At 59.1% G+C, this 20,384-nt stretch carries 9 protein-coding genes; 5 read left to right on the forward strand and 4 right to left on the reverse strand.

All coding sequences use genetic code 11. The features are described from left to right. Positions 1-681 precede the first annotated feature (681 nt). From QQJ86_RS13940 to QQJ86_RS13950, 3 genes are all read left to right on the forward strand, one after another. Positions 682-1,941, forward strand: coding sequence for an efflux RND transporter periplasmic adaptor subunit (locus tag QQJ86_RS13940; RefSeq protein WP_284321563.1), 1,260 nt, complete (start codon positions 682-684; stop codon positions 1,939-1,941). A gap of 124 nt (positions 1,942-2,065) precedes the next feature. Further along, the gene (locus tag QQJ86_RS13945; RefSeq protein ID WP_284321564.1) at positions 2,066-5,305 is read left to right on the forward strand and encodes an efflux RND transporter permease subunit; all 3,240 of its coding nucleotides are present in this window, start codon (positions 2,066-2,068) and stop codon (positions 5,303-5,305) included. A gap of 107 nt (positions 5,306-5,412) precedes the next feature. Further along, entirely contained in the window at positions 5,413-8,556 is a 3,144-nt protein-coding gene (locus QQJ86_RS13950) for an efflux RND transporter permease subunit (RefSeq protein WP_284321565.1), read from the forward strand. A gap of 89 nt (positions 8,557-8,645) precedes the next feature. Here QQJ86_RS13950 and QQJ86_RS13955 read toward each other — a convergent pair whose 3' ends face one another. The 4 genes from QQJ86_RS13955 to QQJ86_RS13970 all read right to left on the reverse strand — a co-directional run bounded on the left by QQJ86_RS13955 (position 8,646) and on the right by QQJ86_RS13970 (position 16,611). Next, on the reverse strand, positions 8,646-11,735 hold the full coding sequence (locus QQJ86_RS13955) for a TonB-dependent receptor plug domain-containing protein (protein WP_284321566.1): 3,090 nt from the start codon (positions 11,733-11,735) through the stop codon (positions 8,646-8,648). Between the two features lie 111 nt (positions 11,736-11,846). After that, complete coding sequence (locus QQJ86_RS13960; RefSeq protein ID WP_284321567.1) at positions 11,847-12,338, reverse strand: hypothetical protein; 492 nt, start codon at positions 12,336-12,338, stop codon at positions 11,847-11,849. 163 nt (positions 12,339-12,501) lie between these two features. Next, positions 12,502-15,672: a TonB-dependent receptor domain-containing protein gene (locus tag QQJ86_RS13965; RefSeq protein WP_284321568.1), complete on the reverse strand. Its 3,171-nt coding sequence runs from the start codon at positions 15,670-15,672 to the stop codon at positions 12,502-12,504. Positions 15,673-16,245: 573 nt separating this feature from the next. After that, on the reverse strand, positions 16,246-16,611 hold the full coding sequence (locus QQJ86_RS13970; RefSeq protein ID WP_284321569.1) for a hypothetical protein: 366 nt from the start codon (positions 16,609-16,611) through the stop codon (positions 16,246-16,248). A gap of 308 nt (positions 16,612-16,919) precedes the next feature. Here QQJ86_RS13970 and QQJ86_RS13975 point away from each other — a divergent pair, with 308 nt between their 5' ends. Continuing rightward, positions 16,920-19,145 (forward strand): NADP-dependent isocitrate dehydrogenase, encoded by a 2,226-nt coding sequence (locus tag QQJ86_RS13975; protein WP_284321570.1) that lies wholly within the window; start codon positions 16,920-16,922, stop codon positions 19,143-19,145. Positions 19,146-19,271: 126 nt separating this feature from the next. After that, complete coding sequence (locus QQJ86_RS13980; protein ID WP_284321571.1) at positions 19,272-20,309, forward strand: TraB/GumN family protein; 1,038 nt, start codon at positions 19,272-19,274, stop codon at positions 20,307-20,309. The last annotated feature ends 75 nt before the right edge of the window (positions 20,310-20,384 follow it).

The raw sequence follows: 20,384 nt of genomic DNA on the forward strand, positions 1-20,384 counted from the left end.
AAAGCCGCCACGTTCCCCCCGTGACGTACCTTGGCGCCCCTGGCGACCGTGCCGCAGCGAACCGTACGGCTGCCATGGACAATAAGGCTCGGAGTATAGACGAAGCCTTCGATAAGTTAAGGGCCCTCTGATCTATTCCACGTACCCGGCATGACGTCCAGAAGGCCCGCAGGGTGTGTTGCGTGGCGCAGAGCAGACTGGCCGTCTGTTCAAGCCGCGTGGCACAGCCTGCGGGCCTTCTGGACGTCACCCCGTCATCGATATTCAACCTGTGGGGCCGCACTGTATGCGCGCAGCAATTCGCCCCAGCGTCTAGACAGACAGCCAGTCTGCCTTCGCCGCTGCGACAAATTGCTGCGCGCATACAGTGCGGTGACGGGTGCGTGGAATAGATCAGAGGGCCCTTAAGCCACCGTCTCGCCAGATTGTCGGCCGCACACCGCGGTGATTTGTCCGTATTCTTCAGTAGAGTAGATAAGCGGGTGCCTGCAGGCGTACGGTCATGCCTGCTTGCTACGCTTAGCGCCCCGGACCGTGCCATCGGTCATAAGGCACCTGTGTCAACTGGCATTGTCCAAGGTCGTTCAGCAGCCCCTATGCTTGTTCGCAAGCTATAAGCAAGAGTGCGTCGTCTGCACAGGCGGAGTCGGGTGGTTCCGCCGTTCATTCCAGGAGTTTCACATGTCGCGTTTTTGGAAGATCGCGTTGATCGTGGTCGCCGTGCTGGTGGTGGGCGGGGTCGCCTTCCGCTTGATGCACAAACCAGGAGAAGCACCGGGTACCGGCAGTCACCATGCCAAGGCCAGCCAGAACGGCGGCCCGCCGGGCGCTGACGGCCAGGACAAGGACAATGCACCTGTGCCGGTAACGGTGGAGCCTACCGTCAGGCAGAACGTGCCCGTGTATCTGACTGCGCTAGGTACGGTAACGGCACTCAATACCGTAACGGTGAATCCGCAGGTCGGCGGCCAGCTGTGGACGATCAACTTCAAGGAAGGTCAGACGGTGAAGAAGGGCGATGTGATCGCCCAGATCGATCCGCGCACCTACCAGGCCGCCTACGATCAGGCGGTGGCGAAACAGAAGCAGGATGAAGCCGCGCTGGCTACCGCCATCAGCACGCTGGACCGCAACCAGAAGCTGGTCGCCAGCGGTTACGTCGCTGCGTTGAACATCGATACGTATCGCAACAACGTCAACCAACTCAAGGCGACGGTGGTGGCGGACGAGGCGAATGTGCGCTCGACCAAAGTGCAGCTCGACTTCACCAAGATCATTTCGCCGATCGACGGCGTAGCCGGCATTCGCCAGGTCGATCCGGGCAACGTGGTGACCACCAGCACGGCGATCGTGACACTTACGCAGATCCAGCCGGTCTACGTGATCTTCAACCTGCCTGAGCAGAATCTCGAAGCCGTGCGCGACTCGTTCCAGGGTGGCGTGAACAAGCTCGAAGTGATCGCGCTGGACCGCGCCGATGCGCATCCGCTCGATACCACGGGCGGCTTGCAGGTGGTCGACAACCAGATCGACACCGGCACCGGCACGTTCAAGCTGCGCGCGATTTTCGACAATCCCAAGAGCGCGCTGTGGCCAGGCCAGTTTGTGAACGTGCGGCTGCGCGTGAACACCGTCTCCGGCGGCCTGGTGATTCCGGCACAGGCGGTGCAGCGTGGTCCAGACGGCGATTTCGTCTACAAGCTGCAATCGGATAAAACCGTTGCGATGCAGCCGGTGAAAGTGGCCAGCGAAGTGGGCGACAGCCATGTGATGGTTAGCACCGGTCTGGCCGAGGGCGATCAGGTGGTTACGGAAGGCCAGTTCCGCCTGAAGCCTGGCAGCAAAGTGAATGCGCTCAAGCCTGGCGAAGTGCCGCCGGCGCCGGTGGCTTCGGATGGCAAGAAAGGCAAGCAAGGTGGGCGTAGCGCCAGTGCTGGCTGATGCCAACACTTATCCCTCTGCCCCATTAGTGATCAAAGCATTAGTGATCAAAGATGAGGCAGAGGGAGTTATGACGGGGCTCTCCATGGACGAGAGCACGGCTCACATTTAAACGGTACTCCCCATGGGATTCTCTACCCTCTTCATCCGCCGCCCCATCGCCACCTCGCTGCTCATGGTGGCGGTGATGCTGCTCGGCGTGCTCGGCTATCGCCAGCTGCCCGTGTCCGCGTTGCCGGAAATCGAAGCCCCTAGCCTGGTGGTTACCACCACGTATCCGGGGGCAAGCGCTGCGACCATGGCTTCGCTGGTGACGACCCCGCTGGAACGCCAGCTCGGCCAGATTTCCGGCCTGGACATGATGACGTCCGATTCATCGGCGGGCCTGTCCACCATCGTGCTGCAGTTCAACATGGACCGCGATATCGACATCGCCGCGCAGGACGTGCAGGCGATGATCAACCAGGCGCGCGGCACGCTGCCCACCACGCTGCCGTATCCGCCGGTGTACAACCGCGTGAACCCGGCCGACGCGCCGATCATGACGCTGATGCTCACTTCCGACAGCCGCGAGCTGCGTTATGTGAACAACCTGGCGGATTCGATCCTCGCGCAAAAACTCTCGCAGGTGCAGGGCGTGGGCCTGGTGTCGATCGCCGGCAACGTGCGCCCGGCCGTGCGCATCCAGGTGAATCCGGCGCAATTGGCCAATCTCGGCCTCACCATGGAAGACGTGCGCAGCGCGCTCACCCAGGCCAACGTGAACGCGCCCAAGGGCACGCTCAACGGCGCCACGCAGTCGTACACCATTTCCACCAACGATCAGCTCGAAACGGCGGCCGAGTACAAGAACACCATCATTTCCTACAAGAGCACCACCAACGCACCGGTACGCCTGTCCGACGTAGCGAAGGTGGTTGATGGCGTGGAGAACGACCAGCTTGCCGCGTGGGCCAATGGCAAGCCGGCGGTGCTGCTGGATATTCGCCGCCAGCCCGGCGCGAACATCGTGCAGACAGTGCAGCACATCCGCGACATCATGCCGCAGCTGCGCAGCGTGCTGCCGGCGGACGTGCATCTGGATGTATTCGCCGACCGCACCATCACCATCCGCGCGTCGGTGGAAGACGTGCAGTTCACCCTGCTGCTCACTATCGCGCTGGTGGTGGCAGTGATCTTCGTGTTCCTGCGCCGTTTGTGGGCGACGGTGATTCCATCGGTGGCGGTGCCGTTGTCGTTGCTGGGCACCTTCGGCGTGATGGCGTTTGCCGGCATGTCGCTGGACAACCTCTCGCTGATGGCGCTGACGGTGGCCACCGGCTTCGTGGTGGACGATGCGATCGTGATGATCGAAAACATCGTGCGCTACATCGAGCAGGGCAAGGACGGCAAGGAAGCGGCGGAGGTCGGTGCGAAGGAAATCGGCTTCACCGTGTTGTCGCTGACCGTGTCGCTGATCGCGGTGTTCCTGCCGCTGCTGCTGATGCCGGGCGTTACCGGCCGCCTGTTCCATGAGTTCGCCTGGGTGCTCGCCACGGCGGTGGTGATCTCCATGCTGGTGTCGCTGACGCTGACGCCGATGATGTGCGCGTATCTGCTCAAGCCCGATGCACTGCCCGAAGGCGAGGATGCCCACGAACGTCATCTGGCCGCCGGCAAACGCACGGTGTGGGCGCGCACGGTTGGGTTGTATGAAAGCACCTTGGATTGGGTGCTCAATCATCAGCGCCTGATGATTGTCGTGGCCTTCTCGGCTGTCGCGGTAACGGTGTTCCTCTACATCGCGATTCCGAAGGGCTTGCTGCCCGAGCAGGACACCGGCCTGATTACCGGCGTAGTGCAAGCCGATCAGAACGTCGCGTTTCCGCAGATGGAACAACGCACCAAAGCCGTGGCGGATGCGCTGCAGAAGAACCCGAACGTGGCGGGAGTAGCGGCGTTCATCGGTGCCGGTTCGGTCAATCCCACGCTCAACCAGGGCCAGATCAGCATTGTGCTGAAGGATCGCAGCAAGCGCAGCAGCCTGGATGACGTGGTGGCAAGCTTGCAGAACGATGCGGCCAACATTCCTGGCGTGGCGCTGTATTTGAAACCCGTGCAGGACGTGACGCTGGATACGCGCGTGGCGGCCACCGAGTATCAATACTCGATGTCGGACGTGAGTTCGCCAGAGTTGGCCGACGCCGCCACGAAGATGACCCAGGCGCTGCGCCAGCGTCCTGAACTGGCGGACGTGGATAACAATCTCGCCGACCAGGGCACGGCGCTGAAACTCACCATCGATCGTGACAAGGCCAGCACGCTGGGCGTGCCGGTGCAGACCATCGACGACACGCTGTATGACTCATTCGGTCAGCGCCAGATCTCCACCATCTTCACGCAGTTGAATCAGTATCGCGTGGTGCTGGAGGTAGAGCCGCAGTTCCGCACCAGCACGTCGCTGCTCAACCAGCTCACCGTGAAGAGCAACGGCAGCGGTGCGCTCACCGGCAGCAATGCCACGACGTTCGGCCAGGCGGCATCGAGCAATTCGTCCACGACCACCGGCATCGCCACGGCCAACACCGGCATCATTCTCGGCAGCGGCGGCACCATTCCACTGGCTTCGCTGGTGAATGCGGAAGTGACCACCGCGCCGCTGGTGATCAGCCATCAGCAGCAACTGCCAGCGGTGACGGTCTCGTTCAACCTGGCGCCGGGCTATTCGCTCTCCGAAGCCGTCGAGGCGATTCATCAAGTGGAGCAGCAGCTCAACTTCCCGCCGCAAGTGCGCGGGCAATTCATCGGCAAGGCGGCGGAGTTTTCATCCTCGCTGGGCAACGAAGCACTGCTGCTGCTTGCGTCGATCATCGTGATCTACATCGTGCTGGGTGTGTTGTACGAGAGCTACATCCATCCCATCACAATCATCTCCACGCTGCCGCCAGCAGGCGTCGGTGCCTTGTTGGCGCTGATACTGTGCAACATGAGCCTGTCGGTGGATGGCATCGTCGGTATCGTGCTGCTGATCGGTATCGTGAAGAAGAACGCGATCATGATGATCGACTTCGCGATCGAGGCGCAGCGCACCGGCATGACGCCGCGCGAAGCGATTCGTCGTGCGTGCCTGCTGCGTTTCCGCCCGATCATGATGACCACCGCCGCCGCCATGCTCGGCGCCTTGCCGTTGGCGTTGGGCAACGGCATCGGTTCGGAATTGCGTCGTCCGCTGGGTGTCTCCATCGTCGGCGGCTTGCTGCTTTCGCAGCTGGTGACGCTGTACACCACGCCGGTGATCTACCTGTACATGGAGCGGTTCTCGGAGTGGCTGCAGGCACGCAGGGAGCAGCGGGCCCTGCGTCACGCTGCGCGTGATGCAGTTTAGGTAATGCGCTTTTCGCTTTCACCTCCTCTTGCCCGTGAGCCAGCTGGTAAACGGGGAAGGGAGAGTGAGGGCATCAACCTTTCAGCCCGCTGCACGTTGTTTCAAGCATGAATATCTCCGCTCCCTTCATCCGTCGCCCTATCGGTACCTCCCTGCTGGCGATGGGTGTGTTCGTGATCGGTGCCATCTGCTATTCGCTGCTTGGCATCGCCGCCTTGCCGAACATGCAGTTCCCAGTGATCTTCGTCAGTGCCAATCAAGCCGGCGCGAGCGCGGATAACATGGCAACCACGGTGGCGGCGCCGCTGGAACGCCATCTGGGGCAAATTCCAGGCATCGACACCATGCGCTCGGTGAGTTCATTGGGCAGCACCTTGGTGTTCCTGATATTCGACGGTAGCCGCAACATCGACGACGCGGCGCGCGATGTGCAGGCTGCGATCAATGCGGCGCAGCCGGATCTGCCTACTGGTCTCAACAGCCCGCCCAGCTACGAAAAAGCCAATCCCAACGACGACCCGATCATCGCCTTTGCGCTGACCTCCGAAACGCAGTCCGCGCGTGATCTCTATGACGTGTCGGACTCGCTGCTTGCGCAGCGATTGCGTCAGCTGCCCGGGGTGTCGGAGGTGGATATCCTTGGCGCCGCTACACCGGCTGTGCGCATCGACGTCAATCTGCGCGCACTCAATGCGATGGGGCTTTCTCCCGATCAATTGCGCAATGCACTGACGGCCGCCAACGTGTTCCAGCCGAAAGGCTTTCTTTCCAATGGCAAGACCACCATGGCGGTGGAGGCCAACGATGCCCTGCATACGGCCGCCGATTTTTCCAGTTTGGTCATTTCGACCAGCGGCAAGGGCGTGCCGGTGCGCTTGAAGGATGTCGCCCGGGTGTACGACGGCCAGCAGGATGCGTATCAGGCCGCATGGTTCCAGGGCAAGCCGGCGGTGTTGATGTATGTGTACCGACAATCGAATGCCAACATCATCGATGTCACCGACCGCGTGAAAGCGGAAGTGCCATTGCTGCGCAATTATCTGCAACCCGGCACCACACTGACGCCGTACTTCGACGGCACGCCGACCATTCGCGCATCGCTGCACGAAGTGCAGGCGACGCTGCTGATCAGCCTCGCGATGGTCGTGCTGGTGATGGCGCTGTTTCTGCGCCGGCTGGCGCCGACGTTGATCGCTGCCACCGCCGTGCCGCTGTCGCTGGCTGGTGCAGCCGTCGTCATGTATGCGGCGGGCTTCACGTTGAACAATCTCACGCTGCTCGCCGCCGTGATTGCGATCGGCTTCGTGGTGGATGACGCCATCGTGGTGATCGAAAACGTCGTGCGTCACATCGACCAGGGCATGACGCGCATGGAGGCAGCGCTGAAAGGTGCGCGCGAGATCGGCTTCACCATCGTTTCCATTACTGCGTCGCTGGTGGCGGTGTTCATCCCGCTGCTGTTCATGCAGGGCATCGTGGGCATGTTCTTCCAGGAGTTCACGCTGACGCTGGTTGGCGCCATCGTCGTGTCCGCGCTGGTCTCGCTTACGCTTACGCCATCGCTTTGCGGTCTCTTCCTGCGTGGGCACCCCACTAAGCAAACGGAATCGCGACTCGGTCGGGCGATCGATCGCATGCACGAAGGCATGCTCAAGCTCTACGAAGCCTCGCTGGATTTCTCGCTGCGTCACGCGTTGTTGCTGTCGCTCACGCCGCTGATACTGATCGGTATAACGCTGGTGATCGTCATGTCGGGCCAGATCAAGACCAGCCTGTTTCCTATGCAGGACACCGGCCTGATTCGCGGCCGTGCTACCTCCGGTGCCACGGTCTCCTTCCAGGATGCGGTCAGCCGCCAGCAGCGCCTGATCGACATGCTGCTGCGCGACCGTGACGTCGCCGTGGTCGGTTCGCGCCTGGGCAGCACGCGCACAGGTACGGCAGGTACGTTCGACATCGAACTCAAGACGCATGCGCAAGGCCGCAAGGACGACACCTTCACGGCATTGACACGGCTCAGCAAGAAAGCGGCGCAATATCCCGACCTCAATGTACGCCTGCGTGCGATCCAGGATCTGCCCAGCTTCGGTGGTGGCGGCACCAGCCAGGGCGCGCAATACCAGATGTCGTTGCAAGGCGACAACGCGGCTACGTTGAGCGAATGGTTGCCCAAGCTGGTCGACGAATTACGCAAGAATCCCAAGTTGCGCGACGTGGGTAGCGATCTGGATGACGCCGGCTTGCAACAAAACATCGTGATCGATCGCGACAAGGCATCACGGCTGGAGGTCAGCGTCGGCACGATCGATTCGGCGATCTACGATTCCTTTGGCCAGCGTCAGGTCAGCAACATCTACGCCGACCTCAACCAGTACAAGGTGGTGGTGAATGCGCTGCCGGGTCAGACATCCACACCGCGCTCGATCGACGACATCCTGGTGCGTTCCAGCAGCGGCAAGATGGTGAGGCTATCTGCTTTCGCGCGCCAAGTGCCGGGCCTGGCGCCGACCCAGGTCACGCACATGAACCAGTACACCACCATGAGCCTGAGCTTCAACCTCGCGCCAGGCATAAGCATGGGTGAAGCACTGCAGATCGTGCAGGCTACGGCGAACAATATGCGCATGCCGGGTGACATCAAGCTCGATATTGGCGGCGATTTCCGTCGCTTCCAGCAAACGCAGAGCGGCGGCTTGTTGCTGATCTTCGGTGCGATCCTTGTCGTCTATATCGTGCTGGGCATCCTCTACGAGAGCCTGATCCATCCCGTCACGATTCTTTCCACACTACCTGCCGCTGGCGTGGGTGCGCTGCTGGCGCTGTGGTTCACCAATACGGATCTATCGGTGATCGCGCAGATCGCGCTGGTGTTGTTGATTGGCATCGTGAAAAAGAACGCGATCATGATGATCGACTTCGCATTGGTTGCGCAGCGCGAACATGGCAAGACGCCGCTTGAAGCTGCGCGCGAGGCGAGCCTGGTGCGTTTCCGGCCGATCATGATGACCACGATGGTGGCGATTCTCGCAGCACTGCCGATCGCGATCGGGCTTGGTGAAGGTTCCGACCTGCGTCGACCGCTCGGTATTGCATTGATCGGCGGCTTGCTGATTTCGCAGAGCCTGACGTTGCTCAGCACTCCGGCGCTGTATGTGATTTTCTCCTGTCTCAGCGAACGCTGGGCCATGTGGCGTTTGCGTAGGCGGGAACGAAAAGGTAGTCGACAGAGTGTGCTTGTGCGTGAGACCTAATGCATGTTGGGGTTTGCGCTCCAATCTACGCAGACTCTCGCGCAATCACCCCTCCTCCCTATGTGACGGGAGGAGGGGTGTCATTGCTCTTAAAACAACTTCTGGTCGTACTTCAAATACACCACGCGGCCGAAGTCGTACTGCGGGTTGTACGCATACTGCGTAAAGCCGTCCGTACCGGTCGGACCCAACGGCCCAATCACGTTTTGCACGCCGTTATAGCTAAGCGGGGCGTGGCGGTTGAGAAGGTTGGTGGCGCCGACGGAAATCTGGCTGTGCCACGGAGCCTTCCAGCTGAACTGCAAGTCGTTGAAGGCCAGCGCACCCTGGCGATACGCGCCGATCGAGCCCTGCACGAAAGCGTTGGGTTCATTGCACGGGAAGTACATTTGCTGGCTGGTGTTATTCCCGCGGCAGGGCTCCTTCAGTGACGAGAAGTAGCGAACGGTCCATGTTGCGCCGAAGTTGCCCCACGACCAGTTGATGTTGGTGACATCGCGGAAACGCCACACCGGGCCGAGGATCGAATCGTACGCGCCCACATTCCAACCGACCACCTGGCCGCCGGTCACCGCTTGTTCCTTCAAGGAATCGATGTAAGTACCCGTGGTATCGATCTTGAACTTGCCGACGGGTGTGTCGGGGAACAGATAGCTCAACGACACATCGGCACCGCGTTCATCCACAAAGCCCTCGTTAACCAGGGCTTGCAGCAAATTGATGACCTGGCCATTGGTGGATGAGCGCTGGAACTGCGTGCACTGCTGTGTTTCACCCAGCAGATAGCAGTTGTTCAAAATGCTGGTGGCGGACGGCAGCGTGATGATGTTATCGACGCGGATACGATACGCGTCCAACGTGAGGTTGAGTCCGCTCAGCCAACTCGGGCTGTAGACGATGCCGGCGGTGTAACTCTTGGAAGTTTCCGGCTTCAAGGCCGCATTGGCGCCGGTGTAGTACGGGGTGGTGCTGTTACCGTTGGGGCCGGTAACCGGTACGCCGGTCGTCTGGAGCTGTGTGAAGCCTGGGCCGACGCCGGGCAGACCGGCAAAGCCGTTGAGGCAGCGCTGCGCTACAACTGAGTTTCCCGTTAGACCGTAGTTGACGTCGCATGGATCGGTGTAGGCCGTAAAGCTCTGCATCGTGCCGCCGTACAAGTCAGAGATCGACGGCGCGCGGAAACCGGTGCCGTAGCTGGCGCGGATCAGCAGGTCGTTGATTGGCTTGTAGGAGATCTTGTAGGAGTTGTTATTGGTAGTGCCGAAGTTGGTGTAGCGCGAGAAGCGGTGTGACACGTCGATATTGAAGAGCTGCGCACCAGGCAGGTCCTTGAGCAAGGGTATGTTGATTTCGGCATAGGCTTCGTTGATGCCGTAGGAGCCTTTGCCGGGATTCTGCTGCAGGTTCGTGTTGATGCCTTCCTGCGTATAGAGGTCTGGCGTTACGCCACCGGAGACATCGCGGTGATCGGCGCCTACGGCGAACGTCACGTCACCTTCGCCCATCAACTTCGGCAGCGTGAACATGTCGCCGCTCACATTGGCCTCGACGTTCCGCGTCTGGCTCCAGGCGTGAGTGAAATAGCTGTAGTTGAGATAATTGATCTCTGCCGGTGTCAGACCCCCCGAGCCTGAGAACGGGTTGAGCGGTACACAGCCTGCGATAACGTTACCCGGCGTACCGCAATGTACGACGCCATCCGTTCCCAGGAAAGAAGGGCCGATCGCGTTGTACAAATGCACCATATTCAAATTGCCTGGGCCGCCCGAGTCCTCGATGTAGCGATAGTCGCTGTAGCCCACGTTCCAGTTGAATTCTCTCTCGCCCAGTGAGAAATCGCCTTCCAGGCCCGCACGGAACCCGTACTGTTTGATGTTGTTTGTCACCACGCGGTTGGGTTCAAAAAGCGGTAGCGAGAACTGCACGCCGTCACCCGGAAGCGGGTTGTAGTAGGCGTTCGGTGAAAGCACCGGGAACCATGTGGCGGGGAGGCTACCCGCAGGCAGGCCGAGTGCTTTGGCCAGGTTTGCACCGTTGGCTGGCGTCTGCTGACTCAGCGGATAGCCGCCGGTGTAGTCGGTGGCATTGTTGCTGTTATAGGTGCCGGTAAACACGGCCTTGATATTGTCGGTGATCTTGTAATCACCCTTCAGCGTGTACGACTTCAGACGATTGTTCGGAACAAACGTTTCGTACGCTGCCTGATTGGCGTAGTCGTTGGTGAAATAGGGAGTGGGATAAACCACACCAAACGTATTGGTGTGATAGTTGGCGATGTTCATGCCGTTCTGGCCCGCATTCACCGTAAGCGGAAAGGGCAGGTTGGGAGCCGTTACGCCAAGCGGAGGGATGACATTCACAATCGTGCCGTAATCAGACGGCTGTACGGACTGCGGATACTGCGGAAAACTGCCGTAACCGTATTTGCTGAGCCACGTCTGTGGCGCCATGATCTGATTCTGGTTCTGAATCGACATGTTGAAGGTGAACGAGCCACGGGAGAATTTGTGGCCGCCGGTCAGGCTGAACTGGTTCTGCTTGCCGAAGTTACCCGGCGCATAGGTGCTGTTGTAGGTGTCCAGGTACAGGCCATCCACATTCCTGGTGTGGAGGTTGATCACGCCAGCAATCGCGTCCGAGCCGTAAATCGACGAAGCGCCATCCTGCAGGATTTCCACGCTGTCGATCAGCGAGCTCGGGATCGTGCTGAGGTCCGTTTGCCCGAAGATATCGGTGGTGTAGCGCTCGCCGTCGACCAGGATCAGCGTGCGCGGCGCGCCCAGGCCACGCAAACTGGCGTAGTTACCTACGATATTGCCCAGCGAGCTTTGATTGCTGGTGCCGGGAGAACCCACCGAAGAAACGTTCTGCAGGATCTGCCCGATGCTGACGAAGCCTTGTTGCTGCAGCGCTTCATGCGTGATTTCGGTAACCGGCTGCGCCGATTCCACGTCCACGCTGCGAATCAACGAGCCGGTGACGGTAACGGTTTGCAAGGTCTTTGTACTGCTCTGCTGTGGTGTCGCGTTCGATGGCGACGGTGTGTTGTCTTGTGGCAGCTGACTGGTTGCCGCTGGCGGTGTGGTGGTTTGTGCGGTGGCGACTGTTGCCAGTACGCCGCCTCCCAGGGCCAAAGCGGTGCGTATTGCCCATGCGATGTTTTGATGCTGCAAATTCACGTTTTAATCCCCTTTTTCATTATGAGTGGACCCAGCGCCTGCAGGCTTTTCCTCGCCTGTACCAGAACATTCCCGCCAAGCTGCATGAGTGAGGGAATTCATGCGCTTGGTTCATCGGGGTTGGATGAACACCATTTGCCCTGCATGTAGCCAGGTGACGCGAATAACCGAGACGTGTCTCGTTGCGAACCAGAAAAGCATCGCAATTTCATTCGTTGGCTTCGCGCCGGTCGTGCACTTCGCAACGAAGCGTCGTGCACACATAGCCAAATACCGAAGGTGGTATGAGAAATCGAGTGCCAATTTCGCGATTTTTCTGAAAAAGTGGCTTGATTGACCGTAAACGGCAGCATCAGGAATGATGTCGCGCATGAATTGGATGTTGTGCGCAACTGTTTGTAAGCCATGCGTCAGTTCGTGGCCGTTGCATCGCGAAAGTGTTGATGCATCCGTGGACCATTTGCGATGCGAAGGCGCTGTGTGGACAAAACTGCGTGCGGATAAAAACGGCGCCTTGAGGCGCCGTTTTATAGAGCATCTAATTCGATGGCGCGAAATTTTACGCTTCAAATTGCATTGAAAATCGCAGCGCGGAATATCCATGCGCTTTAGTGACCATTCGCTTTTGCCTGTGCAGGCTTATTTCGCGGTGCGGTGCTCCCATGTTTCATCGAGAAAATCGTGACTGTCGCATGTAACTAGAGAAAACCCTCCTCCGTAGGTGGAGGTGGGTTGATGTGCAGTCGCGCAAGTGGTGTTGCTGGCACTAGAAGAATTTCTGCTCGTACTTCAAATACACCACACGGCCGATGTCATATTGCGGGTTGTACGGAAACTGGCTGTAGCCATCCGTTCCAGTCGGTCCCAGCGGACCGGCTATGCTGAATACGCCGGTGTACGACAACGGCGCCTTGCGATTGAAGATATCGGTTGCGCCGATCGCAATGCGTCCATGCCACGGTGCATCCCAATTCACCTGCAAATCGTTGAAGGCGAGGCCACCTTGCGTGTTCAATCCAGTCGGTGAGTTGGTCAGATCCTTGTTGGGATTGTTGCAGGGGAACACTTCGCTCAATCCGACATTAGGCGGAATGCACGACTCCGACAGCGATGAGTAGTAGCGGATCGTCCAGGTCGCGCCGAAGCTCTTGTACTTCCAATTCAGATTGACGGTAGAGCGGAAGCGCCAGATCGGACCTAGCACTGTGTCGTAAGCCCCTAGCGTGTTGGAGATGACTGGACCGTTGGGTGTGATTTGTTCCTTCACCGAGTTGATGTAGGTGCTGGTCGAGTCGAATTTGAACTGGCCGATGGGCGTTTCTGGAAACAGATAGCTGAGATTAAGGTCCTCGCCACGTTCTTCCACGAAGCCTTGGTTGACCAGTGACTGCAGCAGATTGACCACTTGTCCGTAGGCCGGACCGGTCGCCGTTGAACGTTGGAATTGCGAGCATTGCTGTGTTTCGCCCAGCAGGTAGCAGTTGTCGAGGATACTGCTGGCAGTCGGCAAGGTGATGACGTTGGCGATCCTGATGCGATACCAGTCCACCGTGACGTTGAGTCCGCTCAGGTAATGCGGGCTGTAGACGACGCCCGCCGTGTAACTTCTGGAGGTTTCCGGTTTCAGCGAGGCGTTGGCACCCGTGAAATACGGCGTGGTACTCGTGAAGTTCGGTGCCGGCACGGGCGAACCATTGGCGGTGAGTTGCGTGAAGCCGGCCGGTAATGCCGGCAACCCGGCAAAGCCGTTCAAGCAACGCTGCTTCACGGTCGGATTGCCCGTCAGGCCGAAATTCACATCGCAGGGATCGGTGTAGGTCGTAAAGCTCTGCATCGTGCCGCCGTACAGATTCGCGATCGCCGGCGCGCGGAAGCCTGTGCCATAACTGGCGCGAACAAGTATGTCGTTGATCGGCTGCCATGACAGTTTGAACTGGTTGTTGTTGGTGTTGCCGAAATTGGTGTAGCGCGAGAAGCGGTGCGCGAGATCGATGTTCAGCAGTTGTGCGCCCGGCAAATCCTTCAAGACCGGCAAGTTGATTTCCAAGTACGCTTCATTGAGGCCATACGCACCACGTCCGGGGTTTTGCTGCAGATTGGTGTTGAGGCCAAGCTGGGTATATTGATCCGGCGTAGCGCCACCGGACACGCCGCGGTGATCCACCCCAATCGCAAACGTTGCATCGCCGCTGCCCATTGATCCCGGGAACGTGAACATGTCGCCGGTCAAATCAGCGTTGGCGATCTTCATCTCGCTGTATGAGCGTGTGCCCGCAACGATGTTGAGGTAGTTGATCTCCGCTGGGGTGAGTCCGCCCGCGCCAGAAAACGGATTCAGCGGTACACAGCCTGCGATCACATTGCCTGGTGTGCCGCACTCCACGACACCGTTCGGCCCCAGGAAAGAAGGACCGACGGCGTTATACAAGTGAACCATGTTCAGATTGCCCGGCCCAAAGCTCGATTGGGTATAACGATAGTCGCTATAGCCAACGTCCCAACTGAACTGCCTTTCGCCAATCGAGAAGTCGCCGTCGAGACCCGCACGCCAGCCGTATTGCTTGATGTTGTTCACCACCACGCGATTGGGATATTGCAGCGGAAGATTGAACTGCAGGTTGTTTCCCGGTAGCGGGTTGTAATAACTGTTTGCCGACAACGTCGGGAAATACGTGGCGGCAAACGTTCCCGGCGGAAGACCCAGCGCCTGCGCGAGATGTGCACCATTGGCCGGCGTCAGTGAACTCAGCGGATAGCCGCCGATGCCCAGAGTGGAGTTGTTGCTGTTGTACGTGCCAGTGAGGCTGGCCGTGATGTGATCGGTGACCTTGTAATCGCCTTTGAAAAGATAGGATTTCAGGCGGTTATTCGGAATCAGTGTTTCGAGGAACGCCGAGTTGGCGTAATCGTTATTGAAATACGGTGACGGATATTGCACGCCAAACGTGTTGACGTGGTAATTGGCAATGTCCAATCCGTTCTGGCCCATGTTGACGGTGAGTGGACCGTTGGCCAACTGCGGCAGACTCACCGGCATGCCGGTGGCCGGGTTGAGGGCGCCGGTGATCGTGCCATACGGTGACTGCTGCATGCTCTGCGGATAGTTCGGGCCAAAGCTGAAATAGCCATACTTGCTGTAGGCACGGTCGTTCGCATTCAGTCCATCGGTATTCTGGATCGTCATGTTGACCAGGAACGAACCCCGAGAGAACTTCTTGCCACCCGTCAGGCTGAATTGCCCTGTTCTTCCGTCGTTCCCGGGTGCGTACATGCTGTTGTAGGTATCCAGCTGCACACCATCGAAATCCTTTTTGGTGATGATGTTGACCACACCGGAAATCGCATCGGAACCGTAGATGGCCGACGCGCCGTCCTGCAGGATTTCAACGCGATCGATGATCGAGCTGGGGATCGTGCTCAGATCGGTTTGGCCAAAGATGTCCGTAGTCCATCGATGACCGTCGACCAGCACCAGCGTGCGTGGCGCACCGAGGCCGCGCAGACTCACGTACTGACCCACGATGTTGCCCAGCGAACTTTGGTTACTTGTGCCCGGCGAACCTACCGAGGAAACGTTCTGAAGAATCTGGCCGACGCTGACGAAGCCTTGTTCCTGCAGTGCTTGATGAGTGAGTTCCGTCACCGGTTGCGCGGTTTCAACGTCCACGCTGCGAATCATCGAGCCGGTGACGGTGATGCCTTGCAAGGTGACCGTTTTGGGCGGAGGCGCTGCGGCCTGTCCGGTTGCCGTTTGCGCGGGCGCTGCCTGCGGGGACGTACTTGTCGGCGCCGTTGCGTTGGGTGATGAGGACGTCTGGGTTGTGGCTTGTGTCGCGGTGCTTGCCGTTTGGGCCATGGCAACCGTCGTCAATACACAGCTTCCCAGCGCTAATGCCACGCGTATGGCAATAGCCAGGTTTAGATATCGAGCGTTCACGACAAATCCTCCCTGCGTGCTTGGGTGTATGGACACGCACGCCTACTCCTTCCCTGGCGTTGAGAGCTACCGTGGTTGCGCCATGTGGGGGAATGCGCAACCTATTAAGGTTTTATGAAGAAATCGACGACTTCTAAAGAGCCAATTTGTCTGCAGATTTATTGAATAAAAAAGCCACTGCAAAAAATTGCGCACCTCACATTTTCTATAAAACGAGACAGTATTTTCGCGTGTGAAATTTATACGCGTTAGCGAACTATGCAATGCACGCGAGCTGCCCCCGATGTTTGGGGTGCGAAAAGGGGCGAGTACAAAAATCAATGCGTTATGGGGCGTGGCCATCGGGCGCGGGAGTAGGCCTGAACAAGGTATCTGTCGCCTGTCATAAAGCATCTGCGATCGCATGTTTTCAGCGATCGTTGAGTGTGGGAAGCGAAAGATTTTGAGTGCTTCGCTGCGTGCTAATTCGTCGAATCTTTCAGCGCCAAAACTGCCCATTCATCAGCGTAAATAGCCTCGGGTGCCATTCGTGCTGACCGGGCAATCCGGTGCGCTGCCCTCGCTGACTATTCTTCAGGAACGCAACATCACTTCGGCGTGCGCAAGGCTGCCGCATATCGTCTGCAGGCGCGTCAGCAATATCTCCCGATACGCGGCCACTTCAGAAAGCGGATGCCCCACGCCGCGCAATTCCGCACAACGCAATGCGGCCTGATGCGCAAGCAGCGGACCGGGCAGCTCCGAGCGCTTGTGCGCATCGCCTTGCCAAAGCACGGCCACCCAGCCTTCTTCCATTTCATGATCCGATTCGTCGACCGGCATATACAACGTGCCGTCTGTCAGCGACAGCGCGCAGTCGTGGCCGTCGGCAAACTGGAAGGTGTACAGCGGCGTCAGTTCGGCGATGTAGTCGACGATGCGTTGGCTTAGTCCTGCCATGCGACTTCCCCTGTGGGCATGAAGGGGGCGAATGGTAATGGCAAGAGGATCGTGCATGTGAGATCCCGGCGACAGTCCGGGGCATCGTAGTTATAGGCAAGGATGCCGGTCATTAGGGACAGTGCGCGCGCTTCCGCAAGCCCCGGGAAAACGCGACAATGGGCGACTTTGAAGGATCCGGCCGCCACTGCGGTGGTTGATTTCGGCGGATCCGACGCCACTAGCCTGGAGCGCGTCGCATGTCCCGTCCTTAGGCTCTGCGGCGTTTCTTCCACGCACACGCCGTTGCCAGAGAGGTTGCCAGACCCATGTCCCAGACGCCGAAGATCATCTACACGCTGACGGATGAAGCCCCTTACCTTGCCACGCAGTCCCTGCTGCCTATTATCAAGGCGTATACCGCGACCGCGGGCGTCGAGGTGGAGACGCGCGATATCTCGCTCGCGGCACGCATCCTGGCGCAGTTCTCGGACATTCTGAAAGACGGCCAGAAGGTCCCCGACGACCTCACCGAACTCGGCCAGCTGGCCACCACGCCGGACGCCAACATCATCAAGCTGCCCAACATCAGCGCCTCCATGCCGCAGCTCAAGGCGGCGATCAAGGAGCTGCAGTCCCAGGGCTATGCCCTGCCGGACTATCCGGAAGAGCCGAAGGACGTGAGCGATTGGAATATCCGCGCTCGCTACGACAAGGTGAAGGGCAGTGCGGTGAACCCGGTACTGCGCGAAGGCAACTCCGATCGCCGTGCGCCGCTCTCGGTGAAGAACTACGCGCGCAAGCATCCGCATAAGATGGGTGCGTGGAGCGCGGACTCGAAGACGCACGTAGCGCATATGAGCGGCGGCGATTTCTACGGCAGCGAGAAATCCACCACGGTCGAGCAGGCCACGGTGGCCAAGATCGAGTGGATCGGCAAGGACGGCAGCACCACGGTCCTGAAAGAGAAGGCTAACCTCACTGCAGGTGAGATCATTGATGCCGCTCTGATGAGCAAGAAGGCGCTGGCCAGTTTCATCGACGCGCAGATTGAAGATGCGAAGAAGCAGGGCGTGCTGTTCTCCCTGCATCTGAAGGCCACCATGATGAAGGTGTCTGACCCCATCATGTTCGGCCAGGTGGTTACCGAGTTCTATAAGGATGTGCTCGCCAAGCACGCCGACACGCTCAAGAGCATCGGCTTCAATCCGAACAATGGCATTGGCGATCTGTATGCACGTATCGGTTCGCTGCCAGCTGACAAGCAGGCTGAGATTACGGCAGATGTGAATGCCGAATACGCCAAGCGTCCGGCTATGGCGATGGTGAACTCCGACAAGGGCATCACCAACCTGCACGTACCGAGCGACGTCATCATCGACGCCTCGATGCCGGCGATGATCCGTGACTCCGGCAAGATGTGGAACACCGAAGGTAAGCTGCAGGACACCAAGGCGGTGATTCCGGATCGCAGCTACGCTGGCGTGTACCAGGCCGTGATCGAAGACTGCAAGGCGCACGGCGCGTACGACCCCACCACCATGGGCAGCGTGCCCAATGTGGGTCTGATGGCACAGGCGGCAGAAGAATACGGCTCGCACGACAAAACCTTCCAGATTGCCGGCGACGGCGTGGTGCGCGTCACCGACACGAACGGCAAGGTGCTGCTGGAGCACAGCGTGGAAGCGGGTGATATCTGGCGCATGTGCCAGACCAAGGATGCGCCCGTGCAAGACTGGGTGAAGCTGGCCGTGACCCGTGCGCGCCTCAGCAACACGCCGGCCGTGTTCTGGCTGGATGCGAATCGCGCACACGATGCACAGCTCATCAAGAAGGTGGAGCGTTACCTCAAGGATCATGACCTCAGTGGCCTGGACATCCGCACGCTCTCACCGGTGGATGCCACTACGTTCTCGCTGGAACGCATCCGCAAGGGCCAGGACACTATTTCCGTCACCGGCAACGTGCTGCGCGACTACCTCACCGACCTGTTCCCGATCATGGAACTGGGCACCAGCGCCAAGATGCTTTCCATCGTGCCGCTGATGGCCGGCGGCGGCCTGTTCGAAACCGGTGCCGGCGGTTCCGCGCCCAAGCACGTGCAGCAGTTCCTGGAAGAGAATTGCCTGCGTTGGGATTCGCTGGGCGAATTCCTGGCCATGGCTGCGTCGCTGGAACACCTCAGCAATCGTTATCACAACAAGGCGGCTGGTGTGCTTGCCAAGACGCTGGATCAGGCCAACGGCAAGTTCCTCGACAACAACAAGTCGCCCGCCCGCAAGGTCGGCGAACTCGACAACCGTGGCAGCCACTTCTACTTGGCACTTTACTGGGCGCAGGCCTTGGCCGAACAGAACGATGATGCTTCACTCAAGGCCAAGTTCGCCCCGCTCGCCAAGGCACTGACCGAGAACGAAGCGAAGATCGTCGCCGAACTCAACGGTGCACAGGGCAAATCCGTGGACATCCACGGTTACTACCACCCGGACCTGTCACTGGTGAGCAAGGCGATGCGGCCGAGCGAGACGTTCAATCAGGCGTTGGCGGCGCTGTAAGCCAGCAGCTGGATGGAGAAGAATGGGGCCTGCGGGCCCCATTTTTTTGTCCGTTGAACGTTGCTTGTTGCAAGGTGTCATTAGAATCGCTGTCGCCGATCCCCTCGCGATCCAGGAATGATCCCCATGCGTGTTTGGCTGGTATCAGTATTGTTGGCTCTTGCTTTGGCAGGGCCTGCATGGTCGCAATCGGCGCCGGCTCCATCCAGCAGTGCGCCAAATCCGTCTTCCGCCAAGGCTCCCTTGCTATCGCCCGTCATCGTCACCGGCGAGCAGCCGGGGCCAGGCTTGTGGAAAGTGAGCAAGGGCGATCACGTGATGTGGGTGCTTGGCACAATCACGCCTTTGCCGAAAGGTATGGAGTGGCGTTCTGCGGAAGTGGAGCAGACGATCGCGCACTCGCAAGAAGTATTGGAAGCACCTTCGGCGGAAGTAAAAGTGGATGCCGGATTCTTCGGCAAACTGGCACTGCTGCCGTCGGCCTACAGCGCACGCAAGAACCCCAATGGCGCCAGCTTGCAGCAGATTCTGCCGCCAAGCATGTATGCACGCTGGGAAACGGTGAAGCAACCCTATTTCGGCAACGATCACAGTGTTGAGTATTGGCGGCCGATCGTGGTCGCACTCAAGCTCTATCAAAGGGCGTTGGAAAGAGCGGGGCTTACCGGTCGCAACGACATCAATAAGGCGGTGTTCAAGCTGGCCGACCAGCACAGCGTCAAGCGTGTGCCGGTGAAATACAAACTGGTGGTGGAGCATCCGCGCGAAGCATTGGCCACCATCAAGCAAACCCAGCTACATGACATCAGCTGCTTCAATCAGACACTTGATACCGTTCAGAACGATATGGGCAACTTGACCGAGCGCGCCAATGCTTGGTCGACCGGGGATATTCAAACGTTGCGCAGCTCTGCCGCGAATGACCGCCAGCAATCCTGCTTGATCGCAGTCGTCAATGCGGATTTTGCTGAGCAGCTCGGCTTGCACGATCTGCCTAAGCGAATGGAACAGACGTGGCTTGATGCGGCACAGGATGCGCTGAACCACAACACACAGACGTTTGCCGTGTTGCCGATGGAGCAAGTGCTGGACTCGGACGGCTTTTTGGCCGAGTTGAAAGCCAAGGGCTATACGATTCAGGCGCCGGACGAATCGGATCCTTAAGCCGAACTGACACGTATGTCGCCCCCTGATACAGTTATACGGGGTGTACGGAAACTACTCGGCAAGGGGAAGGAA

Source organism: Dyella acidisoli (assembly GCF_030160295.1).
GTDB lineage: Bacteria > Pseudomonadota > Gammaproteobacteria > Xanthomonadales > Rhodanobacteraceae > Dyella_B > Dyella_B acidisoli.

Bases quoted from the DNA above. Each gene is read 5' to 3' on its own strand.
- QQJ86_RS13945 (WP_284321564.1), top strand. From the start codon at position 2,066: ATGGGATTCTCTACCCTCTTCATCCGCCGCCCCATCGCCACCTCGCTG.
- QQJ86_RS13940 (WP_284321563.1), top strand. From the start codon at position 682: ATGTCGCGTTTTTGGAAGATCGCGTTGATCGTGGTCGCCGTGCTGGTG.
- QQJ86_RS13970 (WP_284321569.1), bottom strand. From the start codon at position 16,611: ATGGCAGGACTAAGCCAACGCATCGTCGACTACATCGCCGAACTGACG.
- QQJ86_RS13975 (WP_284321570.1), top strand. From the start codon at position 16,920: ATGTCCCAGACGCCGAAGATCATCTACACGCTGACGGATGAAGCCCCT.
- QQJ86_RS13960 (WP_284321567.1), bottom strand. From the start codon at position 12,338: ATGGATATTCCGCGCTGCGATTTTCAATGCAATTTGAAGCGTAAAATT.
- QQJ86_RS13980 (WP_284321571.1), top strand. From the start codon at position 19,272: ATGCGTGTTTGGCTGGTATCAGTATTGTTGGCTCTTGCTTTGGCAGGG.
- QQJ86_RS13950 (WP_284321565.1), top strand. From the start codon at position 5,413: ATGAATATCTCCGCTCCCTTCATCCGTCGCCCTATCGGTACCTCCCTG.